The 19,817-nt window shown below is 63.3% G+C and carries 17 protein-coding genes; 15 read left to right on the top strand and 2 right to left on the bottom strand.

The genetic code is table 11. The features are described from left to right. The first annotated feature begins 35 nt into the window (after positions 1 to 35). The 12 genes from K3819_RS27270 to madM all read left to right on the top strand — a co-directional run bounded on the left by K3819_RS27270 (position 36) and on the right by madM (position 14,838). Entirely contained in the window at positions 36 to 5,951 is a 5,916-nt protein-coding gene (locus K3819_RS27270; RefSeq protein WP_221398266.1) for an Hpt domain-containing protein, read from the top strand. Beyond that, on the top strand, positions 5,944 to 6,414 hold the full coding sequence (locus K3819_RS27265; RefSeq protein WP_221398265.1) for a chemotaxis protein CheW: 471 nt from the start codon (positions 5,944 to 5,946) through the stop codon (positions 6,412 to 6,414). The genes K3819_RS27270 and K3819_RS27265 overlap by 8 nt, the downstream gene beginning before the upstream one ends. 289 nt (positions 6,415 to 6,703) lie before the next feature. After that, complete coding sequence (locus tag K3819_RS27260; protein ID WP_221398264.1) at positions 6,704 to 7,468, top strand: hypothetical protein; 765 nt, start codon at positions 6,704 to 6,706, stop codon at positions 7,466 to 7,468. A 124-nt stretch (positions 7,469 to 7,592) separates the two neighbouring features. After that, complete coding sequence (gene mdcA, locus K3819_RS27255; RefSeq protein WP_085611967.1) at positions 7,593 to 9,263, top strand: malonate decarboxylase subunit alpha; 1,671 nt, start codon at positions 7,593 to 7,595, stop codon at positions 9,261 to 9,263. After that, on the top strand, positions 9,263 to 10,135 hold the full coding sequence (locus K3819_RS27250) for a triphosphoribosyl-dephospho-CoA synthase (RefSeq protein ID WP_221398263.1): 873 nt from the start codon (positions 9,263 to 9,265) through the stop codon (positions 10,133 to 10,135). Before mdcA ends, K3819_RS27250 begins: the two co-directional genes overlap by 1 nt. After that, positions 10,135 to 10,434, top strand: a complete 300-nt coding sequence (locus K3819_RS27245; RefSeq protein WP_003229075.1) for a malonate decarboxylase subunit delta — start codon at positions 10,135 to 10,137, stop codon at positions 10,432 to 10,434. Before K3819_RS27250 ends, K3819_RS27245 begins: the two co-directional genes overlap by 1 nt. Then, complete coding sequence (locus K3819_RS27240) at positions 10,427 to 11,278, top strand: biotin-independent malonate decarboxylase subunit beta (RefSeq protein WP_221398262.1); 852 nt, start codon at positions 10,427 to 10,429, stop codon at positions 11,276 to 11,278. The genes K3819_RS27245 and K3819_RS27240 overlap by 8 nt, the downstream gene beginning before the upstream one ends. Continuing rightward, positions 11,275 to 12,060: a biotin-independent malonate decarboxylase subunit gamma gene (gene mdcE / locus K3819_RS27235; protein WP_221398261.1), complete on the top strand. Its 786-nt coding sequence runs from the start codon at positions 11,275 to 11,277 to the stop codon at positions 12,058 to 12,060. The genes K3819_RS27240 and mdcE overlap by 4 nt, the downstream gene beginning before the upstream one ends. After that, a complete protein-coding gene (locus K3819_RS27230; RefSeq protein WP_221398260.1) occupies positions 12,054 to 12,674 on the top strand; it encodes a malonate decarboxylase holo-ACP synthase in 621 nt (206 codons plus the stop codon). Before mdcE ends, K3819_RS27230 begins: the two co-directional genes overlap by 7 nt. Further along, complete coding sequence (mdcH, locus tag K3819_RS27225) at positions 12,671 to 13,591, top strand: malonate decarboxylase subunit epsilon (protein WP_221398259.1); 921 nt, start codon at positions 12,671 to 12,673, stop codon at positions 13,589 to 13,591. The genes K3819_RS27230 and mdcH overlap by 4 nt, the downstream gene beginning before the upstream one ends. 64 nt (positions 13,592 to 13,655) lie before the next feature. Continuing rightward, positions 13,656 to 14,072, top strand: a complete 417-nt coding sequence (madL, locus tag K3819_RS27220; RefSeq protein WP_008063455.1) for a malonate transporter subunit MadL — start codon at positions 13,656 to 13,658, stop codon at positions 14,070 to 14,072. A 1-nt stretch (position 14,073) separates the two neighbouring features. Continuing rightward, the gene (madM, locus tag K3819_RS27215) at positions 14,074 to 14,838 is read left to right on the top strand and encodes a malonate transporter subunit MadM (protein WP_007953314.1); all 765 of its coding nucleotides are present in this window, start codon (positions 14,074 to 14,076) and stop codon (positions 14,836 to 14,838) included. A gap of 37 nt (positions 14,839 to 14,875) precedes the next feature. Here madM and K3819_RS27210 read toward each other — a convergent pair whose 3' ends face one another. Beyond that, entirely contained in the window at positions 14,876 to 15,796 is a 921-nt protein-coding gene (locus tag K3819_RS27210; protein ID WP_064380129.1) for a LysR substrate-binding domain-containing protein, read from the bottom strand. Between the two features lie 142 nt (positions 15,797 to 15,938). On the opposite strand from K3819_RS27210, the gene trhA reads away from it, so the two are divergent. Beyond that, positions 15,939 to 16,556, top strand: coding sequence for a PAQR family membrane homeostasis protein TrhA (gene trhA, locus K3819_RS27205; RefSeq protein ID WP_011336351.1), 618 nt, complete (start codon positions 15,939 to 15,941; stop codon positions 16,554 to 16,556). A gap of 51 nt (positions 16,557 to 16,607) precedes the next feature. Here trhA and K3819_RS27200 read toward each other — a convergent pair whose 3' ends face one another. After that, positions 16,608 to 17,519 carry a LysR family transcriptional regulator gene (locus tag K3819_RS27200; protein WP_221398258.1) on the bottom strand — a complete coding sequence of 304 codons (912 nt, stop codon included), beginning with the start codon at positions 17,517 to 17,519 and terminating at the stop codon, positions 16,608 to 16,610. A 108-nt stretch (positions 17,520 to 17,627) separates the two neighbouring features. Between K3819_RS27200 and K3819_RS27195 the strand changes: the two genes are divergently transcribed. Both K3819_RS27195 and K3819_RS27190 read left to right on the top strand, forming a co-directional pair. Then, positions 17,628 to 18,869: a D-amino acid dehydrogenase gene (locus K3819_RS27195; protein WP_221398257.1), complete on the top strand. Its 1,242-nt coding sequence runs from the start codon at positions 17,628 to 17,630 to the stop codon at positions 18,867 to 18,869. Positions 18,870 to 18,910: 41 nt separating this feature from the next. After that, positions 18,911 to 19,813, top strand: coding sequence for a transporter substrate-binding domain-containing protein (locus K3819_RS27190; RefSeq protein ID WP_085611960.1), 903 nt, complete (start codon positions 18,911 to 18,913; stop codon positions 19,811 to 19,813). The last annotated feature ends 4 nt before the right edge of the window (positions 19,814 to 19,817 follow it).

Below are 19,817 nucleotides of genomic sequence, written 5' to 3'. Positions count from 1 at the left end.
GGCCTGCGGGCGAGGCAATGTCGAGCGGAGTGGTTATGGGTGACCGGCACGATTACGTGGCCCTTGAATGGGTCAAGGGTGAAATCGCCGAGACGCTGAGGCAAGCGCATCAGGCCATCGAAGCCGTGCTCGACGATCCGCAGTCCGTGCCCGGGCTGGACGAATGCCTGGCCTGCATCCATCAGGTGCACGGCAGCCTGCAGATGGTCGAGTTCTACGGCGCGGCATTGCTCGCCGAAGAAATGGAACACCTGGTCGAAGCGTTGCAGAACGACCGCGTCAGCCACCGTGACGAAGCGCTGCACTTGCTGTTGCAGGCGCTGGGTCAATTGCCGATCTACCTCGACCGCGTGCAGGGCGCCCGCCGCGACCTGCCACTGGTGGTGCTGCCGCTGATCAACGACTTGCGCAGCGCCCGGGGCGAAAGCCTGTTGTCGGAAACCAGCCTGTTCAGCCCGCAGTTGCCCGAGCTGGCGCCGCTGGGCGAGGAAACCCTGGCGCTGCTGGAGCCGGCAGAGCTGCCGAATGTGCTGCGCAAATTGCGCCAGATGCTGCAAATGGCGCTGGTCGGATTGCTCCGCGAACAGGATGACCAGACGCACCTCGGTTATCTGGCCAAGGTCTTCACCCGCCTCGAAGCGTTGAGCGGTAACTCGCCGCTGAGCCCGTTGTGGCAAGTCGCCTCGGCGCTGGTCGAAGGCATGCGTGAAGGGCGAATCGCCAACAGCCCGGCGCTGCGCAGCCTGTTCAAGGACGCCGACAAGGAACTCAAGCGCCTGCTCGAACAGGGCATGCCCGGCCTCAACCAGCCGCCACCGCATGAACTGCTGAAAAGCCTGCTGTTTTATATCGCCAAAGCCGAACATCCCACCGGGCAGATGCTGACCATGAAAGATCGCTACTCCCTGGACGACGCGCTGCCCGACAGCGCGATGGTCGACGAAGAACGCGCGCGCCTGGCCGGCCCTGACCGCGATGCCATGCGCTCGGTGCTCGCGGCGCTGTGCGAAGAACTGGTGCGGGTCAAGGAACGCCTCGACCTGTTCGTGCGCAGCGACCGCCAGCACGCCTCGGACCTGGACAGCCTGCTGGCGCCGCTGCGGCAGATCGCCGACACCCTGGCGGTGCTCGGTTTCGGCCAGCCGCGCAAGGTGATCATCGATCAACTGGCGGTGGTGCTCAGTCTCGCCCAGGGTCAGCGCGAACCGAACGACGCCACGCTGATGGACGTCGCCGGCGCCTTGCTCTACGTCGAAGCGACGCTGGCCGGGATGGTTGGCACGGTGGAACCGGAGAGCCCGGAAGACTCGCGCCTGCCGACCACTGACCTGACGCAGATCCATCAGATCGTGATCAAGGAAGCGCGCATCTGTCTGCAACAGGCCAAGGACATGATCGTCGACTACATCGACGCCGACTGGGATCGCCAGCAACTGCAAAGCCTGCCGGCGCTGCTGACCCAGGTGCGCGGCGCGCTGGCGATGATTCCGCTGGCGCGAGCGGCCAGCCTGCTCGAAGCCTGCAATGGATTTATCCGCGAGCATCTGTTGCTCGACCCTCACGAGCCGGGCTGGCAGCAACTCGACAGCCTCGCCGACGCCATCACTAGCCTCGAGTATTACCTCGAGCGCCTGACCGACGACCCGCAGGCACCCAGCGAACATTTGCTGGATATCGCGCAGAAAAGCCTCGCCAGTCTCGGTTTCTTTCCTGACGAACAGCCCGGCGAGCCGCATGTGCCGGTGCTCGACGATGTGCTCAGCCCCAGCGAAGCGCTGGTGATGCAGGATTTACAGGAGCTGGACGACCCGCAGATCGTGCAGTCGTTGGCCGAAGTGCTGGCCAGCCCGGTCTCGGCGGTCAACCCGCCGGCGCTGACCACGCCAGGCAGCCTGCTGCCACCACCGGCCGATGAAGAACCGGTGGATGACGAGCTGCGCGAAGTGTTCCTCGAAGAAACCGGGGAAGTGCTCGAGGTGCTGAGCGACTACCTGCCGCGCTGGTCTGCCGAGCCCGATGACCGCGCCGCCCTCAGTGAGCTGCGCCGCGGCTTCCATACGCTGAAGGGCAGCGGCCGGATGGTGCGCGCGCTGGTCCTCGGCGAGCTGGCCTGGGCGGTGGAAAACCTGCTCAACCGGGTGCTGGAACACAGCGTCGAACCCGGCCCCGCGGTGCGCCAGTTGTTGGCCGACACGCTGCTGCTGTTGCCGGACCTGATCGCCGAATTCGCCACCAACGGTCAGCGTCAGCGCCACGATGTCGATCAACTGGCGGCCCGCGCCCATGCGCTGGCCAAGGGCGACACACCGCTGCCGGCCGAAGACGTGGAAGACGTCGCGGCCCTCGATCCGCTGTTGCTGGAGATTTTCCGCAACGAAGCCGAAACCCACCTCGCCAGCCTCAATCGTTTTCTCGATCAGGCTGCCGAGCATGTGCCGTTGCAGGCCAGCGACGAGTTGCAGCGCGCGCTGCACACCCTCAAGGGCAGCGCCTCGATGGCAGGAGTTTCGCCGATTGCCGAACTGGCGGCGCCGCTGGATAAACTGGCCCGGGAATTCAAGGCCCATCAATTGGCGCTGGACCTCGACGAAGTGGAACTGCTGCTCGAAGCCGAGGGCCTGTTTCGCGTCGGTCTGCGTCAGCTCAAACACGATCCGCTGGCGCCGATTGTCGGCGCGCAGTCGCTGATCAAACGCACCGAAACCCTGCTCGGCGAGCGTTTGGAGTCGATCCTCAGCGCCCCCAGCAGCGCCTTGCGGGTCAAACGCGATCCGCAACTGATCAACAACTTTCTGGCCCAGGGCATGGACATCCTGCTCGACGCCGAAAGCCTCTTGCAGCGCTGGCAGCAGCACCCCGGCGAACGTCAGGAACTCAGCGCGCTGCTCGATGAGCTGACCACCCTGGGCGAGGGCGCGCACCTGGCGGATCTGCTGCCGGTGGATGTGCTGTGTGAAGCCTTGCTCGATCTATACGGCGCCGTCGAGGAAAGCAGCCTGGCGGTCAGCGAGCGGTTTTTCCATGAGGCGCAGCAGGCCCATGAAGCGCTGATCAACATGCTCGACGAACTGGCCGCCGGCCAGGAAATCACCCCGCAACCGCAACGCATCCGCGCCTTGCACGAACTGCTCGACGAGAGCCTCGACCCGTCGGCCATGGGCCTGATCCGCAGCGATGGCAGCCGCACCACGAGCATCCGCGAACTGGGCAGCGCCACCGCCGAACTGCAACAACACAGCACCGACAGCGGGCCGGACGACGAGATCGTCGAGATCTTCCTCGAAGAGGCGGTGGACATTCTCGACAGCGCCGGCCAAGCCTTGCAGCGCTGGCTGAAGGATCCGGAAAACGGCGCACCGCTGTCGTCGCTGCAACGGGATTTGCACACGCTCAAGGGCGGCGCGCGGATGGCCGAGGTGGCGGCCGTCGGTGATCTGGCCCATGAACTGGAAGGCCTTTACCAAGGACTGGTGGATCGTCGTTACAGCCACAGCGAAGCCCTGGATCGATTGCTGCGCCAGAGCCACGAGCGCCTGGCGCTGTTCCTCGAACAGTTGCACCGGCACCAGCCGCTGGATCCGGCGCAGGACCTGATCGAGGCGATCCGCCGCTTTCGCCAGGGCCCGAGCGCCAGTTCTGAGACGCCGACCGCTTCCGCCACACAGGACGGCCCCGGACACGATCCGGAGCTGCTGGAGATCTTCCTCGAGGAAGGTTTCGACATCATCGAAAACTCCGGCGCCGCGTTGCTGCGCTGGCAGGCCGAACCCGGCAATCGCCAGGAAGTGGAAACCCTGCTGCGCGATCTGCACACCCTCAAGGGCGGTGCGCGGATGGTGGAAATCGGCCCGATCGGCGACCTTGCTCATGAGCTGGAAAACCTCTACGAAAGCCTGTCTGCCGGCACCCTGCAGGGCAGCGCCGAACTGTTCGCGCTGTTGCAGCGCGGCCATGACCGCTTGGCGCAGATGCTCGACGGGGTGCGCGCCGGTCAGCCGTGTCCGCCGGCGGACCGGCTGATCAGCGCGATCCAGAATTTCAGCCATCCCGTGCTGGTGCAAACCCCGGCGCCCGTGCCGCCGGTTGCGGTCAAGGCCGAGCCTGCGGCCCCGGCGCCCGAGACCGGGGCGGACATGGTCAAGGTCTCCGCCGAACTGCTCGACGAGCTGGTCAACCTCGCTGGCGAAACCTCGATTTTCCGTGGGCGCATCGAGCAGCAAGTCAACGATGCGCAGACCGCCCTGCACGAAATGGAAACCACCATCGAGCGCATGCGCGACCAGTTGCGCCGGCTCGACACCGAAACCCAGGGGCGGATCCTCAGCCGTCAGCAAGTGGATGCCGAACGCCTCGGTTACGAAGATTTCGACCCGCTGGAAATGGACCGCCATTCGCAGTTGCAGCAGCTGTCACGGGCGCTGTTCGAGTCTGCTTCCGACTTGCTGGACTTGAAGGAAACCCTCGACCGGCGCACCCACGACGCGGAGAACCTGTTGCAGCAGCAGGGGCGGATCAACACCGAGTTGCAGGAAGGCCTGATGCGCACGCGCATGGTGCCGTTCGAGCGCATGTTGCCGCGTCTGAAACGCATCGTGCGCCAGGTCGCCGAAGAGCTGGGCAAGGACGTGGCGTTCAGCGTCGGCAACGCCGAGGGCGAGATGGACCGCAACGTCCTCGAGCGCATGGCCGCACCGCTGGAACACATGCTGCGCAATGCCGTCGACCATGGCCTGGAGTCCGCCGAAGTCCGGCTGGCGGCGGGCAAACCGGCGCAGGGGCAGATCAGCCTCGACCTGTCCCGCGAGGGCGGCGACATCGTGTTCGACATCCGCGACGATGGCGCCGGCGTGCCGCTGGATGCCGTGCGACGCAAGGCGATCAAGCGCGGCCTGCTGGCGCCGGACGCCGAGATCAGCGACCGCGAGGTGTTGCAGTTCATCCTCCAGCCAGGTTTTTCCACGGCCGAGAAAATCACCCAGATTTCCGGGCGCGGCGTGGGCATGGATGTGGTGCATGAAGAAGTGCGGCAACTGGGCGGCACCATGAGCATCGATTCGGTGCCGGGGCAGGGCGTGCATTTTCGCATTCGCCTGCCGTTCACCGTCTCGGTCAACCGTGCGCTGATGGTGCAGTGCGGCGAGGATCAATACGCGATTCCGCTGGACACCATCGACGGCATCGTTCGCGTACTGCCGAATGAACTGGACGGGCATTTCCGTCTCGACCCGCCGACTTATCAGTACGGCGGCCAGCGTTATGAACTGTGCTATCTGGGCGAGCTGCTGAAAACCGCGCCACGGCCGAAACTGTCCGGCCAGAGCCTGCCGGTGCCGGTCTTGCTGGTGCAGTGCAACGACCGGTACATCGCGGTGCAGGTCGACACGATGGCCGGCACCCGCGAGATTGTGGTCAAGAGCCTCGGCCCGCAGTTTGCCTCGGTGCAGGGCGTGTCCGGGGCGACAATCCTCGGCGATGGCCGGGTGGTGCTGATTCTCGACCTGCTGGCGCCGATCCGCGCGATGCAGGCGCGGTTGCCGCAGCGCCCGGCCAGTCACGAAATCGAAAGCGAACCGCACAAGCCGTTGCTGGTGATGGTGGTCGACGACTCGGTGACGGTGCGCAAGGTCACCAGCCGTTTGCTCGAACGCCACGGCATGAACGTGCTGACCGCCAAGGACGGGGTCGATGCGATGCTGCTGCTGGAGGAGCACATGCCGGACCTGATGCTGCTCGACATCGAAATGCCGCGCATGGATGGCTTCGAAGTGGCGACCCAGGTACGCCAAGATGAACGCCTGCAGCATCTGCCGATCATCATGATCACCTCGCGCACCGGCCAGAAACACCGCGACCGCGCGATGGCCATCGGCGTCAACGACTACCTCGGCAAGCCGTACCAGGAATCGGTGCTGCTCGAAAGCATCGCCCTGTGGAGCAAAAAACATGCATGAAACCCGGCACAACCAACGCAGCAGCCAGCTCACCGGGCTGCTGCTGCCGCTGGCGGATCGCAACCTGATCCTGCCCAACGTCGCCGTCGCCGAGCTGATCGACTACCAGTCCAGCGCCTTCGATCTCGACACGCCGCCGTGGTATCTGGGGCGGGTGACCTGGCGCGAGCGGCAGATTCCGCTGCTGAGTTTCGAGTCGGCGTGCGGCAACAGGATCGTCATCGGCGAGCGGGCACGGATCGTCATCCTCAATGCCCTGGGCGGGCGGCCGGAGTTGAAGTTCATCGCGCTGCTGGTGCAGGGGATTCCGCGCTCGTACAAGCTCGACAGCCAGTTGAGTTATGTCGACGTGCCGTTGTGTGCGCTGGAGCAGGCGGCGGTGCAGGTGGGGGAGCAGGTGGCGAAGGTGCCGGATTTGTTGGCGCTGGAGAAGTTGTTGGTGGATGCCGGACTTGTCCACTGATCCAAAGTCTTCGGTGTTCGGGTTGGCCTCATCGCGAGCAGGCTCGCTCCCACATTTGAAATGCGTTTCCCTGTGGGAGCGAGCTTGCTCGCGATAGCTATTTAAACCATTCCGATCATTTGACAGCACCTACAGGATTTGGGTGGCACTACGGTAAGCGCAAATCTTCATGATTTAACGCCACGCGTTACCGATGCGCCGGCCACGCCGCCTTGAATTCATCAAAGTGTAAAGCTCGGGTTCAAGGCGCCGATAAGGGAGAGTCTGAAAATGAAGGAACGATCATCAAATGATGCTTCTGGTCAGTAACGCAATGGATTGGTTTTTCACGTTTTACAACACAACTCCGTTTGCAGGAGTTCTGCTCTGCTGGGCAGCTTTTGTATTTGCCACCGCCGTAGTGCTCTCAGTGAATCGCGCAGTGATCGGGAAAATGACCGGTTTTGTGATCTCGATGACGGGAACAGTGTGGATTCTGACGTACATGGACCTATCGACATTTTATGGATTGGAAAAGCAGGGCAAGGAGGTCATCAAGAATCTCGTCATCATGAGCCTTGGCGGGGTAGGTTCTGCTCTTCTGGTATCTGCCATGCTCACTAAACCCAGGCGGCGTGATGAAATCAGGCAGCGTGAATTCATTCGTAGCCATGTCATGGCCGTATTTAAGATTTTGTTCTGGTTCGGACTCTTCGCAAGCTTGCTGGTGTTGATTTTGAGTGCAGGCCTGGCGCTCTTTGCACATCCTGTAACGACCAACGGACAATTCATCGGCTTGATGGTGAGTACGGTGCTGGCAAGTGTCGGATTGCCGGTTGCCGAAGTAGGAAAGCGCTGGGTCAAGCTACAAGGTTTATTGCTGTTGACTCTATTAGGCCTGTTTATGTTGCTTCTGGCCGTGTTCTTTCAGTCACTCGTGGGTATATGGCTTTTTTCCCCATCGGCGGTCATTGGAAGTTTTACTGCTGCACTAGTCTGTCTGAGGTTTATCGGTTTTCGAGTGTGGGGTCGTAGTAATTTTCAAGAGACAATCAGCACGCCGATTGATCAATAGCGCCGGTTCGCGAACTCGCCACTGATCGTTACGCTCACCGTAACGGTTCGCCACCGCGCTTGATTGATGCCCCTCGATCACACTCCTAAGGTAGCTCCACGACAGCGAACCCTGTGGAGTGAGCATGACAACAACCCTTTCCCCCGACTCGCGCTGGACGCGGCGGCGTGACGAGAAGCAGCGGCGCCTCGACAAGGTGCGCGGGCTGGCCGACGGTGCGGTGTTGCCCACCGACAAAATCGTCGCGGCACTTGAGGCGCTGATCCTGCCCGGCGACCGTGTGGTACTGGAGGGCAACAACCAGAAGCAGGCGGATTTCCTCTCGCGCTCTCTGGCCAAGGCCGATCCTGAAAAGCTCCACGACCTGCACATGATCATGCCCAGCGTCGGCCGTTCCGAGCATCTGGACCTGTTCGAACGCGGCATCGCCCGCAAGCTCGATTTCTCCTTCGCCGGCACCCAGAGCCTGCGCATCAGCCAGTTGCTCGAAGACGGTCTGCTGGAAATCGGCGCGATCCACACCTACATCGAACTCTACGCCCGGCTGGTGGTGGACCTGATCCCCAACGTCGTGCTCTCGGCCGGGTTCATGGCTGACCGGGCCGGCAACATCTACACCGGCCCGAGCACCGAAGACACCCCGGCGCTGATCGAACCGGCGGCGTTCAGCGACGGCATCGTCATCGTCCAGGTCAATCAACTGGTGGACGACGTCAGCGAACTGCCGCGCGTGGACATCCCCGCGTCGTGGGTCGATTTTGTGGTGGTGGCGGACAAGCCGTTCTACATCGAGCCGCTGTTCACCCGCGACCCGCGCCACATCAAGCCAGTGCACGTGCTGATGGCGATGATGGCCATCCGTGGGATCTACGAAAAACACAACGTGCAGTCGCTGAACCACGGCATCGGTTTCAACACCGCGGCCATTGAACTGATCCTGCCGACCTACGGCGAATCCCTCGGCCTCAAGGGCAAGATCTGTCGCAACTGGACGCTCAACCCGCACCCGACGCTGATCCCGGCGATTGAAAGCGGCTGGGTCGAAAGCGTGCATTGCTTCGGCACCGAACTGGGCATGGAAAACTACATTGCCGCCCGGCCTGATGTGTTCTTCACCGGCCGTGACGGCTCGCTGCGTTCCAACCGGATGTTCTGCCAACTGGCCGGGCAGTACGCGGTGGACCTGTTCATCGGCGCGACCCTGCAAGTCGATGGCGACGGCCATTCCTCCACCGTGACCCGTGGCCGTCTCGCCGGTTTCGGCGGCGCGCCGAACATGGGCCACGATCCACGCGGCCGTCGTCACGGCACTCCGGCCTGGCTCGATATGCGCCATGACGATTCGCAGCAGCCGATGCTCGAGCGCGGCAAGAAACTCGTGGTGCAGATGGTCGAGACCTTCCAGGAGGGCGGCAAACCGACCTTCGTCGAAACCCTCGACGCGGTTGAGGTGGCGAAGAAAAGCGGCATGCCGCTGGCGCCGATCATGATCTACGGCGACGACGTCACCCACCTGCTGACCGAAGAAGGCATCGCCTACCTGTACAAGGCACGTTCGCTGGAGGAGCGTCAGGCGATGATCGCAGCGGTGGCCGGCGTCACCGCCATCGGCCTGCGCCACAACCCGAAAGACACCGAACGCATGCGCCGCGAAGGCCTGATTGCCTTGCCCGAAGACCTCGGCATCCGTCGCACCGACGCCACCCGCGAATTGCTGGCGGCGAAAAGCGTGGCCGATCTGGTCGAGTGGTCCGGCGGCCTCTACAACCCGCCCGCCAAGTTCAGGAGCTGGTAATGCACGCATTCAACCTGCAACCGAAAACCATCACCCTTGCGGAACGGCTGGCGGACCTGGCCGTGGACGCGCTGATCGACGAAGCCGACCTGTCGCCGAAACCGGCGCTGGTCGACCGTCGCGGCAACGGCGCGCATACCGACCTGCACCTGGGATTGATGCACGCCTCGGCGCTGGCATTGTGGCCGGCGTTCAAGGAAATGGCCGAGGCCGCGCTTGAATTCGGCGAGATCGGCTTACCGCTGCGCGAAGCCATCGGCCGCATCGGCCGGGAAGGCGAGCAAGCGATGCTCACCACCACCCACGGCGTTAACACCCATCGTGGGGCAATCTGGGCGTTGGGCCTGCTGGTCACGGCTGCTGCGCTGGACACGAAATCCACCAGCGCCAGTGCCGTCACTCTGCGCGTTGCGCGTCTGGCGTTGCTCGATGACCGTTATGCGCCGCGTCCGCTGAGCCATGGCGCCCAAGTCGCCCAACGCTATGGCGCTCGCGGCGCCCGGGAAGAAGCGCAACTCGGCTTCCCGTCCGTAGTGCAGCGTGGCCTGCCGCAGCTCAAACGCAGCCGCGCCGCCGGCCATGGCGAACAGAACGCCCGGCTCGATGGCTTGCTCGCAATCATGACTGAGCTGGCCGACACCTGCGTGCTGTACCGCGCCGGCGAACAGGGCCTGCACGCCATGCAACACGGCGCCCAGGCAGTGCTCGACGCCGGCGGCAGCGCCAGCCTCACCGGTCGCCGTCGCCTGCACGAACTCGATCAACAACTCATCGCATTGAATGCCTCGCCCGGTGGCGCCGCCGACTTGCTCGCCGCCACGTTGTTGCTTGATCGAATCGAGCGCGACGGCATCCTTCAGGGAGCGTTTTGATGGAAACCTTATCCTTTGAATTCCCCGCCGGGCAGCCGCCGCGCGGTCGGGCGCTGGTCGGTTGTGTCGGCTCCGGCGATCTGGAAGTGCTGATCGAACCGGGCCTGGCCGGCAAGCTGACGATCAATGTGCAGACCTCGGTCAACGGTGCGCAGCAGCGCTGGCAGCATCTGTTCGCGCGGATGTTCGACGGCACCACGCCACCGGCGATGGCCATCGATATCCACGACTTCGGTGCGACCCCGGGTGTGGTGCGCCTGCGTCTGGAACAAGGCTTCGAGGAGATCGGCCATGACTGACACCTCAGCGCTTTTGCACAAACATTCGTTCGTCGAACTCGGCGCACGGCAGCGGGCGAAAGCCTTGCTCGACACCGGCACCTTCCGCGAACTGCTCGATCCGTTTCAACGCGTCATGTCGCCGTGGCTCGAACGCCAGGGCGTGGTGCCCCAGGCCGATGACGGTGTGGTGATCGCCAAGGGCAGTCTCGACGGTTTGCCGGTGGTGATCGCGGCCATCGAAGGTGCGTTTCAGGGCGGTAGCCTCGGTGAAGTCGGCGGCGCGAAAATCGCCGGCGCGCTGGAACTGGCCGCCGAGGACAACCGCAAAGGCATCCCGACCCGCGCCATCCTGCTGCTGGAAACCGGCGGCGTGCGCTTGCAGGAGGCCAACCTTGGCTTGGCGGCGATTGCCGATATCCACGCGGCAATTGTCAATCTGCAGCAGTACCAAACGGTGGTCGGCGTGGTGGCCGGCAGCGTCGGTTGCTTTGGCGGGATGTCGATTGCCGCCGCGCTGTGCAGCTATTTGGTGGTGACCCAGGAAGCACGCCTCGGCCTGAACGGCCCGCAGGTGATCGAGCAGGAAGCCGGGATCGAGGAATACGACTCCCGCGACCGGCCCTTCATCTGGAGCCTGACCGGTGGCGAGCAACGGTTTGCCAGCGGCCTGGTGGATCGCTATGTCGCCGATGACGTGGCGCAGATTCGCGGGCAGGTCGGCGAGTTGCTGCAACAGGGCCTGCCAGCGCAACCGCGCAGTCAACGGGCCGAGTGGTTCCTGCAACGCCTGACGAGCCTGGACACTGACAAGCAAATCGAGCCTTCGGTGGTTCGCGATCTGTATCAAGGAGAGCGCTCATGAGTGGTTATTCCGTGCGCGGTTTGAACTGGTTCAACGCCTTGAGCGCTGGCGCGAATGCCGTTGAAGGTTTACCGCCCTCGCTGAAGGTCGCTGACGGGCCACTCGGGCGCTTCATCGCGGTGGTCGCCGATCCGCAAAACCGTTTCCCTCGCGCTTGCAACGGCGAAGTCGGTTTGCTCGAAGGCTGGGGCCTGGCCAAGGCGGTGGATGACGCGATCACCGCTGACCGCGACAAGACGCAAAAACGCCCTTTGATCGCCATTGTCGATGTGCCGAGCCAGGCCTACGGTCGCCGCGAAGAAGCCCTCGGCATTCATCAGGCTCTGGCCGGCGCCGCAGACGCTTATGCCCGCGCGCGGCTGGCCGGGCATCCGGTGATTGCGCTGCTGGTGGGCAAGGCCATGTCCGGGGCGTTTCTGGCCCACGGTTATCAGGCCAATCGCTTGATCGCCCTGCGTGATCCGGGGGTGATGGTGCATGCGATGGGCAAGGCTTCGGCGGCGCGGGTGACCTTGCGCAGCGTCGAAGAACTGGAAGCTCTGGCGTCCAGCGTGCCGCCGATGGCCTATGACATCGACAGCTATGCCGGCCTCGGATTGCTCTGGGAAACCTTGTCGGTGCAGCAGATCGAACAGCCGACGGCGGAGGATCTGGCGCGGGTCGGCGAATGCCTGAAGCAAGCCATCGAAGATGTTGGTGCGACTGATTTGAGCAATCGTCTCGGCGCGAAAAACCGCGAAGCCTCCAGCCGTGTACGTGAATTGCTGAGGGCGCAGTGGTGAACAGCGTTCTCGCCCACGACCTGCTGTGGGGCATGACGCCGGCGCAGTTGCCGGCGGATGCGCCGCAGTGGGCGATTGATTCGCTGGCTGGCGGGCAACCGGTGGTGGTGCGGCGGGCGTTGAGTGAAGACGGATTCGTGGCGGTGGGCGTTCGCGGTCGGTTGCGCGAGCAGCGGTTGGCGGCGTTTATGTCTGTCGATTCGATTGCCTGTCGGGTCAGCCCGGAAGCGCTTTGTCATGTAGAGAGCGCGCGTGATCTGCCGGTCATGCAGGCGCTGCGGCAACTGCGGCCGGTGCTCGATGATTGCGGTTGGATCTGGGGTGTCAGTGGCAGTGTCGGGTTTGAGCTGGCCAGTGGATTTACGGCAATGCACGAGCGCAGCGATCTCGACTTGATTCTGCGTACACCGCAACTCATCACCCGTAACCAGGCGCGCAAACTGGTGGCGCATTTCGATCAGGCGATCTGCCGGGTCGACCTGCAATTGCAGACGCCGTTCGGTGCCGTCGCCCTGCGCGAATGGGCCGGAAATGCTTCGCGGGTGCTGCTGAAAAACGCCCATGAAGCCTGTCTGGTGTCTGATCCGTGGAACCCGCAGGAGCAGGCAGCGTGAGCAGCCTGCTGGTGTTTCCCGGCCAGGGCGCGCAACAGCCCGGCATGCTTCAGCGTTTGCCTCGCAAAACGCTGATCGAGGCCAGCGACGAGCTCAGTGAAGATGTCTTGCGGCTGGATTCCAGCGAAGCGCTGCGCAGCACCCGGGCGGTTCAGCTCTGCTTGCTGATCGCCGGCGTTGCAGCCTCGCGGCAGTTGTTGCAGGACGGACTCACCGCAGATTACGTCGCCGGCCTGTCCATTGGAGCGTATCCGGCAGCGGTGGTCGCCGGAGCGTTGAGCTTCAGCGATGCGCTGCATCTGGTCAGCCTGCGCGGCGAGTTGATGCAGCAGGCTTATCCACAGGGCTTCGGCATGACCGCGATCATCGGCCTGCAATTATCCACAGTCGAAATGCTGCTGGCGCAGGTGCACGGCGCAGAAACACCGGTGTACCTGGCCAATATAAACGCCGATAACCAGGTGGTGATTGCCGGCAGCGACAAGGCGATGCAAGCGGTCGCCGAGCTGGCGCGCAGTCGTGGCGCCGGTCTGGCAAAACGGCTGGCGGTCAGCGTGCCGTCGCACTGCCCGTTGCTGGATGAGCCTGCGCAAACCCTCGCCGAAGCGTTCACCAGGGTAGAACTGAAAACACCGAACATCGCTTACCTGAGCGGCAGTCGCGCCAGGCCTGTGACCAAGGTAGAAGCGCTGCGCGACGACCTCGCCTTCAACATGTGCCGCGTGGTGGACTGGCGCGGCACCGTACAAAGCGCCTACGAGCGCGGCGTACGTCTACAGATCGAACTGCCGCCCGGTGCGGTGCTGACCGGGCTGGCGCGCCGGGTGTTCGAACAGGGGACTGTCACTGCCTTCGACAGTGCCCGGCTCGACACCTTGCAGGCGCTGTTGCGTGAAGAGGAGGGCCGCCGACTCTAGACCGCTGCGACTCAGGCTTCGAACAACAAAAACAATTCGACGATGCACTTTGAGGACTACAACAATGATTATTTACGGTGTGGCGCTGCTGGCGATCTGTACGCTGGCAGGGGTGATCATGGGTGACATGCTCGGTGTTCTTCTGGGCGTCAAATCCAACGTCGGCGGGGTCGGCATCGCGATGATCCTGTTGATCTGCGCGCGGTTGTGGATGCAGAAACGCGGCGGCATGACCAAGGATTGCGAGATGGGCGTCGGCTTCTGGGGCGCCATGTACATTCCCGTGGTGGTGGCGATGGCCGCGCAACAGAACGTCGTCACCGCCCTGCACGGCGGCCCGGTGGCGGTGCTGGCGGCGATCGGTTCGGTGGTGGTCTGTGGCTGCACGATTGCTTTGATCAGCCGCACCCATAAAGGCGAGCCTTTGCCCGACGAGCCGGCGGAAATCTCCCCGGTCGGCACACCGGTAGGAGGTCGCTGACATGTGGGATCTCATTGAAAAGGGTCTGGAACACAACGGTCTGATCACCGCGTTCGCCTTCGTCGGCGTAATCATGTGGGTCTCGGTGATTCTCTCCAAACGCCTGACCTTCGGACGGATTCACGGCTCGGCGATTGCCATCGTCATCGGCCTGGTGCTGGCCTGGGTCGGCGGCACTATGACCGGCGGGCAGAAGGGCCTGGCGGACCTGACGCTGTTCTCCGGCATCGGCCTGATGGGTGGCGCGATGCTGCGGGATTTCGCCATCGTCGCTACCGCATTTGAGGTGCAGGCCACCGAGGCGAAGAAGGCCGGGATGATCGGCGTGATTGCGCTGCTGCTGGGCACGATCCTGCCGTTCATTGTCGGTGCGTGCATGGCTTACGCGTTCGGTTATCGCGATGCGGTGAGCATGACCACCATCGGCGCGGGTGCGGTGACTTACATCGTCGGGCCGGTGACCGGTGCGGCGATTGGCGCGACTTCGGATGTGATGGCGCTGTCGATTGCCACCGGGTTGATCAAGGCGATTCTGGTGATGGTCGGCACGCCCGTGGCGGCGCGCTGGATGGGCCTGGATAACCCGCGCTCGGCGATGGTGTTTGGCGGGCTGGCCGGGACGGTGAGTGGCGTGACGGCGGGGCTGGCGGCGACGGATCGGCGGTTGGTGCCTTATGGGGCGTTGACGGCTACTTTCCACACCGGATTGGGTTGTCTGCTTGGGCCTTCGTTGCTGTTCTTCATCGTGCGCGGGATTGTGGGTTAGGTTTGGATGATCGTTCCCACGCTTCGCGTGGGAACGATCATTGTGAGCCTTGGCGATTCGCATACATCCGACACTCCGCCAGCAACGCCAGCAAATTCGGATCCCGCTCTTTAGCCTTCAAAAAAACCACGCCAATGTGCTGCTGCAACCGGTACTTCTCCTGCAGCGGAATCAGCTTCACCCGGTTCTCGTACACCGCCGCAATCCTCCCCGGCAGCAACGCATAACCGACCCCGGAACTGACCATGCTCAGCAGGGTGAAGATGTCGTTGACCTGCATCGCTACCTTCGGCTCGAACCCCGCCTGCCGGAACACTCGGATGCCGTCCTGGTGGGTGGCGAAGCCTTGGGTGAGGGTGATGAAGGTTTCGTCGCGCACCTCCGCCAGGTCCACTTCGCTGCGTTGGGCGAAGCGCGAATCGGCCGGGGTGGCGAGGAAAATGTCGTCGGAAAACAGTGGAATCTGCTCGCAGTCCGGGTCGTTGACGGTGTCGTCCAGCGACACCAGGATTGCGTCGACTTCCATGTTTTTCAGCTTGTAGAGCAGGTCGATGTTCGAGCCGAGAATCAGGTCGATGTTGAGTTCGCTGCGGCGGATCTTCAAACCCATGATCAATTGCGGCACGGTCTTCACCGTCAGCGAATACAGCGAGCCGAGCTTGAAGCGCTCGGCCGAGAACCCGGCGGCTTCGCGGGTCAGGCGCACGCTTTCGACCACGTCCTGAATCAGCTTCTGCGCCCGCTCTTCGAGCACGTAGGCGCTTTCCAGCGGTGTCAGGTTGCGCCCTTCGTGTTTGAACAGCGGACAGCGCAGGGCGCTTTCCAGCGAATGGATCGCGCGGTGCACGCTGACGTTGCTGGTCTGCAACTCGGCGGCGGCGCGGGCGAGGTTGCCGGTGCGCATGAAGGCGAGGAACACCTCGAGTTTCTTCAGGGTCAATTCTTCGTCGATCAGCATGGCGCGGACTCTTCTTGGTATCGCTCGATTGTGCCCAAATATCAGGACAGGTGCCTGCCTGCGTTGAACGGAAACATTGCGCTTTTACGCTCAAGGCCCGAGCCTTGCGCGCTGCAGTAAATGAAATCGAGGTGTGCGACACATGTATCACGGAGAAAAACTGAACGCCTGGACGCATCTGGTCGGGGCGGTAGCGGCGTTTGTCGGAGGCGTCTGGATGCTGGTGATTGCCAGCCTCGACGGCAGCCCGTGGAAGATCGTCAGCGTGGCGATTTATGCCTTTACGTTGCTGGTGCTCTACAGCGCGTCCACCGTGTACCACAGCGTGCGCGGGCGCAAGAAAGCGATCATGAAGAAGGTCGATCACTTTTCGATCTACCTGCTGATCGCCGGCAGTTACACGCCTTTCTGCCTGGTGACCCTGCGCGGGCCGTGGGGCTGGACGCTGTTCGGGATTGTCTGGGGGCTGGCGCTGATCGGCATCCTGCAGGAGATCAAGCCGCGCTCGGAGGCGCGGATCCTGTCGATCGTGATCTACGCGGTGATGGGCTGGATCGTGCTGGTGGCGGTCAAGCCACTGATCGCAGCGCTCGGGACGGCGGGGTTTGCCTGGCTGGCGTCGGGCGGCGTGCTGTACACCGTGGGGATCATCTTCTTCGCCCTCGACCATCGGTTGCGGCATGCCCACGGGATCTGGCATCTGTTCGTGATCGCCGGGAGCCTGCTGCATTTTGTGGCGATTCTGTTTTACGTCCTTTAACCAGGGTTATCCCCAATTCATTGTGGGAGCAAGCCCGCTCCCACATTAGATCTATGCAGGGTTCAGGTTGTTGAGTTGTTCGCCGGCGCGCTGACTGAAGATCTGCAGCAAATCATGCAGCGTATGCGGCGGTGGCTCGGTGGCGCGGGTCACGGCGTACAGCGTGATCGGCAGCGGCGGGGCGAGAGGGCGAATAGTGGTGGTGGCCGATGAGGCACCCAGCGCGGTGAACGGATCGATCACCGCGACCCCGGCGCCGGACTCCACCATCGCCCGCGCCAGCGAATACGTCTGCACGGCAATCCGCACACGCGGCGGTGGCTCGACCGCTTCGAGATAACTATCGAGGCGGGCGGCCAGCGGGTCGGCGCTGGACAGCCCGATCAGCGGCGCTCCCGCCAACGCCATCAGCGGCAACGGCTGACCGGCATCTTCCTGCGGCCAATAACCTCTCGGTGCCAATGCCACCAGAACTCCCGAGGCCAATGCCTGGGCCTTCAGCCCCGGATGGTCCGGCAACTGCAACGTCAGGGCCACGTCCACTTCGCGCATCAGCAGGTTCTGCATCAGCTCGCGGCTGTGGGCGCTCGACAGTTCGCAGGCGATGTCCGGGAACTGTGCCGTCCATTGCCGGATCGCCGGCGGCAGCAACGACAGCGCCAGCGCCGGGGTCGCGCCGATCCGCAGGCTGTGGCCGGGTTCGCGGCGCAGGCTCTGGGCCAGACGCCGCACGCCTTGCAGGCTTTCGGTGACCTTGTCGACTTCGCGCTCAAGTTCCAGCGCTTCCGGAGTCGCCTGCAACTTGCCGCGCACCCGCAGAAACAATGGAAAACCCAACTGCTGCTCGGCGTGCTGCAACACCTTGGTCACCGCCGGTTGCGAGACGTGCAGCAACTGCGCAGCGGCGCTGATCGAGCCGGTCTGGCGAATGGCCTGGAAAATCTCGATATGTCGAAGGCGCATGACGATCCCATAACCTTTGTTTATAGGTTTGGCATCTTTATTCATTGTTCGGCGCCTGTCACCTCGCCCTAACCTCGGCCTCGTCTTCAAGAACGATTAAGGACGGACATGGCTCAGCGTGTGTGCATCATCGGCGGCGGCGTGATCGGCTTGGCAACGGCCTGGGCGCTGGTGCGCGACGGCTTCGAGGTGACGGTGGTCGAGGCGCGGCAGTCGCTGGGCAGCGAAACCAGCTTCGCCAACGGCGGCCAGTTGTCCTACCGCTACGTCGCGCCGCTGGCCGATGCCGGCGTGCCGTTGCAGGCGATCGGCTGGATGCTGCGCGGCGATTCACCGCTGAAATTGCGCCCGCGCCTGGACCCGGCGCAGTGGCGCTGGATGGCCTTGTTTCTCGCCGCGTGCCGCACCTCGGTCAACCGTGAGAACGCTGCGCATCTGCTGCGTCTGGCGTTGTTCAGCCAGAGCACCCTGAAACGCTGGCGTGAGGACGACGGGCTCACCGGTTTCAATTGGCGGCGCAACGGCAAACTGGTGACCTTCCGCAACGCCGCCAGCTTCGAGCATGCACGCAAAGGCCTCGCCGATCCGCAGCAACAGCAGGTGTTGTCCGCCACCGAATGTGCGCAACTGGAAACGGCACTGACCGATGCGCCGTTTGTAGGCGCGATCTACACGCCGGATGAAGAAGTCGGTGACTGTCACGGTTTCTGCCAACAGTTGGCGGCGAGATTGGAAGCGTCGGGCCGCTGCGAATTTCGTCTCGGTCAGGCAGTCACCGGCATTCGTCACAGCCACGGCGCGGTATCGGCCATTGAACTTGGCGAAGAGACCCTGCCGGTCGAACAACTGGTAATCGCCGCCGGCCATCGCAGCCCGTTGCTCGCGCTGCCCGGCCTGCGCCTGCCGCTGTATCCGCTGAAGGGCTACAGCCTGACCGTGCCGATTGGCAACGAGCACCGGGCGCCGGGCGTGAGCATCACCGACTACGACCGCAAGATCGTCTACGCGCGTATCGGCGAACAACTGCGGGTGGCGGCGATGGTCGACATCGTCGGTTTCGACCCGGCGGTGGACCCCGAGCGACTGGCGCTGATCAAGCGCCAGGCCCGCGACACCTTTCCCGACGCCGGCCACTATGACGCCGCCGTCGAATGGGCCGGCATGCGTCCGGCCACCCCCACCGGCGTTCCGCTGCTGGGCGCCACGGCCTATCGCAATCTGTGGCTCAACCTCGGCCACGGCGCGCTCGGTTTCACCCTGGCCTGCGGCAGCGGGCAGTTGCTCAGCGAACTGATCGGCCAGCAGCGCACATCCATTGATCTGCACGGGTTCAATCCCCGTGCGGCGTGACGGTTTCTGCTAAAACACCCCACCCACAACGGAGAATAACAATGCAAAAAATCACGTTGCTCGGCTGCACTCTGGCGCTGGTTTTCGGTGCTCAGGCTCAGGCCAATGAAGTGCCGCTGACCGGTACGCTTGGCAAGATTGCCAGCGCCAACAGCATTACCCTGGGGTATCGCGATGCGTCGGTGCCGTTCTCGTATGTGGGCGATCACACCGGGCAGCCGATGGGGTATTCGGTGGAGCTTGCGGGCAAGATCGTCGAGCGCATCAAGCAGCAACTGGCGCTGCCGGAGCTGAAGGTGAAGTACAACCTGGTGACGTCGCAGACGCGGATTCCGCTGGTTCAGAACGGCACAGTCGACCTTGAATGCGGCTCCACCGGGGTAACCGCCGAACGGCAGAAGCAGGTCGCGTTCTCCTACGGTTTTATCTACGTCAAAGGTCAGCTGCTGACTGCCAGGGACAGCGGCATCAAAAGCTTCGATGACCTGCGCGGCAAGAACGTGGTGACCACCGCCGGCACCACCAACGAGCGTTATCTGAAGAGCTACAACCTCGACCACAAACTGAACATGTTCGTCATCAGCGCCAAGGATCACGGCGAGGCATTCCAGATGCTGCAATCGGGGCGCGCGGCGGCGTTCTACATGGACGATGCGTTGCTCTACGGCGAGCGGGCCAAGGCACGCGATCCGCACAACTGGGTCGTTGTGGGGGAGGAGCAGTCGCGGGAAATCTACAGCTGCATGGTGCGCAAGGATGATCCGCAGTTTCTTGCGCTGGTGAATGGCGTGTTGGCCGACCTGTACAGCTCGGGGGAGATCAACGGGATCTACCGCAAGTGGTTCGAGCAGCCGATCCCGCCGAAGGGTTTGAACCTTGAATTCCCGATGACCGGCGAACTCAAGGCAATCATCGCCAGACCAACCAGTGATCCGGTGCAGTGACGGG

Origin of the sequence: Pseudomonas sp. 3-2, assembly GCF_019710535.1 — a bacterium.
GTDB classification, from domain to species: domain Bacteria; phylum Pseudomonadota; class Gammaproteobacteria; order Pseudomonadales; family Pseudomonadaceae; genus Aquipseudomonas; species Aquipseudomonas pharyngis.
Note: the sequence above shows the minus strand (reverse complement) of the source record. Positions and strands in the feature narration are given on the sequence as shown.